This window comes from Synechococcus sp. R55.8, assembly GCF_047461895.1.
GTDB lineage: Bacteria > Cyanobacteriota > Cyanobacteriia > Thermostichales > Thermostichaceae > Thermostichus.
Genome location: NZ_JANSIB010000098.1, coordinates 8,432 through 11,658 on the forward strand (window position 1 = coordinate 8,432; position 3,227 = coordinate 11,658).

Annotated in this window: 3 protein-coding genes and 2 rRNA genes (1 of these 5 cut by a window edge); all 5 read left to right on the plus strand. The window is 64.4% G+C overall.

Going from position 1 to position 3,227, the window contains the following annotated elements; genetic code table 11:
* Nucleotides 1–659: ribosomal RNA gene (locus NW829_RS10085) — 23S ribosomal RNA — on the plus strand; it begins 4,230 nt to the left of the window's first position.
* A 93-nt stretch (nt 660–752) separates the two neighbouring features.
* A 5S ribosomal RNA gene (rrf, locus tag NW829_RS10090) occupies nt 753–869 on the plus strand.
* Between the two features lie 73 nt (nt 870–942).
* Entirely contained in the window at nt 943–1,752 is an 810-nt protein-coding gene (locus NW829_RS10095; protein ID WP_414417001.1) for a MerR family transcriptional regulator, read from the plus strand.
* Nucleotides 1,749–2,921: a glycosyltransferase gene (locus NW829_RS10100; RefSeq protein WP_414417002.1), complete on the plus strand. Its 1,173-nt coding sequence runs from the start codon at nt 1,749–1,751 to the stop codon at nt 2,919–2,921. Before NW829_RS10095 ends, NW829_RS10100 begins: the two co-directional genes overlap by 4 nt.
* A gap of 116 nt (nt 2,922–3,037) precedes the next feature.
* A partial coding sequence (locus NW829_RS10105) for a hypothetical protein (RefSeq protein WP_414417003.1) occupies nt 3,038–3,227 on the plus strand: 190 nt, incomplete at its 3' end.

Genomic DNA, 3,227 nt, shown 5'->3' on the forward strand with positions numbered 1-3,227 from the left:
CGTGAGACAGTACCTACCGTGCTGTCTATAAATCTGGCTATATGCTGGGAAGCCTGGTGAGTATCCTGCGCTACGCATGCTACACTTAACGCATGCGTGACAATGCGTCAGGTGCAGGCAATCAGCAGGGAAGGCCAGATGAGCCTATCGGCTACTATATTGCAGGTTTCGTCACTTGGATATAGTCAGCTCATCTGGAACCCTCAGAGACTGTACGCCAGACGCCTTCTTGTAGCCAGAAGGCGAAGATACAGTCCGAACTGCATGGCGACATGCAGAGGTAAGCCGAAAGGCTTGCCCGCCTCGTGAGCTAATCACGGGGTCAGTAGGCGCACCCTCTGTGCGCTGAAAGTAACAGATTGTCGGTCCCTATCCACCGCAGGCGTAGGAGACTTGAGGGGAGCTGGCCCTAGTACGAGAGGACCGGGCTGGACTGACCTCTGGTGTACCAGTTGTCCCGCCAGGGGCAGACGCTGGGTAGCCATGTCGGGACGGGATAAGCGCTGAAAGCATCTAAGCGCCAAGCCCACCCCAAGATAAGGTCTCCCATCCGGGCAACGGAGTAAGGTCCCCGGTAGATGACCGGGTTGATAGGCGGCAGGTGTAAGCGCAGTAATGCGTTGAGCTGAGCCGTACTAATTGACCGAGGGCTTGCCTATTGACGCACTTCCGACGACTCCAGTTCCAGTTGTCAAAACCTCTCCTGAGAGGGAGCCGACCCTCTCATGAGCGGCGGATTACGCGCTTTCAATCTGGGTGTCCATAGCGGAGGGGAAACACCCGTTCCCATCCCGAACACGGCAGTTAAGCCCTCCAGCGCCGAAGATACTGCTCTGGTAACGGAGTGGGAAAATAGGTCGATGCCCAGATTGAAATCACCTCCACGGCTCCAGAACCCTCTGGAGCCGTTTTTGCCTTTAAGGTACACTATACCGCACGCCCATGAGCCGTCTGAGCCTGACCGATTGGTATCGCTATCTCGAAAGCCAGTTTGCAGACGACGAGCCCGAGCCGTCGTCGGAGTCGCCGACGGAGGTGCCTGCGCAGTCGCCCCCGGCACCACCACAGCCGCCTGCGGAGCTGCCCCAACCTGCCCTGCGCGTGGGCGAACCGCTACCAAACTCCGAACCAACGGCTGCCCCGCCGATAGCGACGGAGATGCGCAGAGACGCGCTGGTCTCGATTCGTGTGCCCGATTTCGCCGAGTTTGTGCCGCTAATTGAGCAGGAACTGGGCAGGAAACCGTCCGCTGCGCCCTCTCCCAGTGCCGCGCCTGTCCCTACAGCGCCACAGTCAGAGTCTGCCCCTGCGCCGACCGAGCCGCCCTCGGACGGACCGCGCCTGCGCAAGCGCAAGCGACGCGGCAAGAAACCATCGCCCGAAGCGGTTGTGCCGCCCGAAGCCGATGAACTCTGGGCGAAACTGCCCCAGTACCTGCGCTACCTGGCGGAGTGGACGGACGACGGCGTCACGCGCAAATACTATCCCGTGCGCGGGCGCGACGAGAGCCGCGAGGAACTCATCGCGCGGCTGACCGACCCCGTGCTGACGCTGGAAGAGACGGCGCGCCTGCTGGGCGTGTGCCCTGCGACCGTGCGCCGCTACACCGATCGCGGCTGGCTGCGCTGCTTCCGCACAGAGGGCAACCAACGCCGATTCCGCCTGTCGGACATCGTGGCGTTCCTGGAAGAGCAAGCCCTGCGCCAGCCGCGCGGGAACCGCAACGCCCATCGCGAATCGGAAGCGCCGTGAAAGTCGCCATCTTCTCAGAGAGCTATCTACCGTACCTGAATGGGGTCAGCGTCTCGATTCGAATCCTGCACGAGGAGCTGACCCGCCGCGGGCACGAGGTCTGGATTTACGCGCCGCACTACCGCGGCTATCAAGACCCCTACCCCACCGTGCGTCGCCTGCCGTCGGTCTACACGCCGTTCGAGCCCGACTACCCGATTGCGCTGCCGTTTGCGCCCGCGCTGTGGCGCGAGTTCCGCACGCTGGGGATTGATGTTGTGCATACGCATACCCCGTTTTTCACGGGGATTGTGGGCGCGCGGTGGGCAAGGCGGCTGCGTATCCCGCTGGTCAGCACCTACCACACGCTGTACGAGGAGTACCTGCACTATGTGCCGCGCGTTGTGCCGCGCGCGCCTGTGCGTCGCCTGCTGCGCTGGCATCTGCGCCGCTACTACGAGGGCGCGAACGCTGTGATGACCCCATCGGACATCGGCGCGGAGGTGCTGCGCAAGTATGGCGTGCGCAAGCCGATTACGCCGATACGCAACCCTGTGCTGCCGTTCCCTGAAGTCAGCAAGGCGGAGGCGCGGGCGCGGCTGGGCATTCCAGAGGATGTGTGGATGCTCCTGTATGTTGGGCGGATGGCGCCCGAAAAGAATGTCTCCGTGCTGCTGGAGGCGATGCCGCACATCGTGCGCGGCTGCCCCAACGCGCGACTGTGGCTGGTGGGGCCGGGTCCCGCGCTGGAGTCGCTCCGCGCCGAAGCCGAAGCGCGTCAACTCACCGCGTGGGTGCAGTTCACGGGTGCTGTGCCGCGCGACGAGGTGTCGCTGTACCTGCTGGCGGCAGACTTGTTCGTGTTCCCGTCGGTGACCGAGTCGCAGGGGCTGGTGCTGGACGAGGCGCAGGCGGCGGGCTTGCCCTGCATCGTCGCTAACGGCGGCGGCGCGCCCGAAGCGGTGGACTACGGGCAGACAGGGCTGGTCGTCAAGCCGACGCCCGAAGCGTTCGTGGAAGCCGTGCTGTACCTCACGCGCCACGAGGCGGAACGCGAGGCGTTGCGCCAACGCGCGATCCGCAAACGCGAGACGCTCTCCGTGCCTGCGGTGGTGGATCGCATCCTGCAGATCTACGAATCGGCGCGGCAGACGGTCGGGTCGCCCGCAGCGGTCTCCATAAGCAAGTAGCCGTCGCGGACGGGCGCGCGCCACTCCGCCCACGCCTTGTATGCCGTGTAGGGCAGACGCGGCAGGTAGTAGCCCAGCAGCCCCAACGCTCCGCGCCACGCCGACGGGCGCACCGCATGCGGCGCCACTGGCTCCCAGCGTCCCGTGCGGTAGGCGTGATTCAGGCGGGCGTAGAGGTGGAGGAGAGCTTGTTGGGGTATGTCTGTTTTTTTGACCCTCACCCCCACCCCCACGCCCAACGCGGGGGACGGGGGCGTCGCTGGCAGCCCGTTGGAGGTCTGAATCGCAGCGAGATCGTTGGGGGGG

Excerpts from the sequence above, each read along its gene's own strand:
- NW829_RS10095 (WP_414417001.1), top strand. The coding sequence starts at position 943 with ATGAGCCGTCTGAGCCTGACCGATTGGTATCGCTATCTCGAAAGCCAG.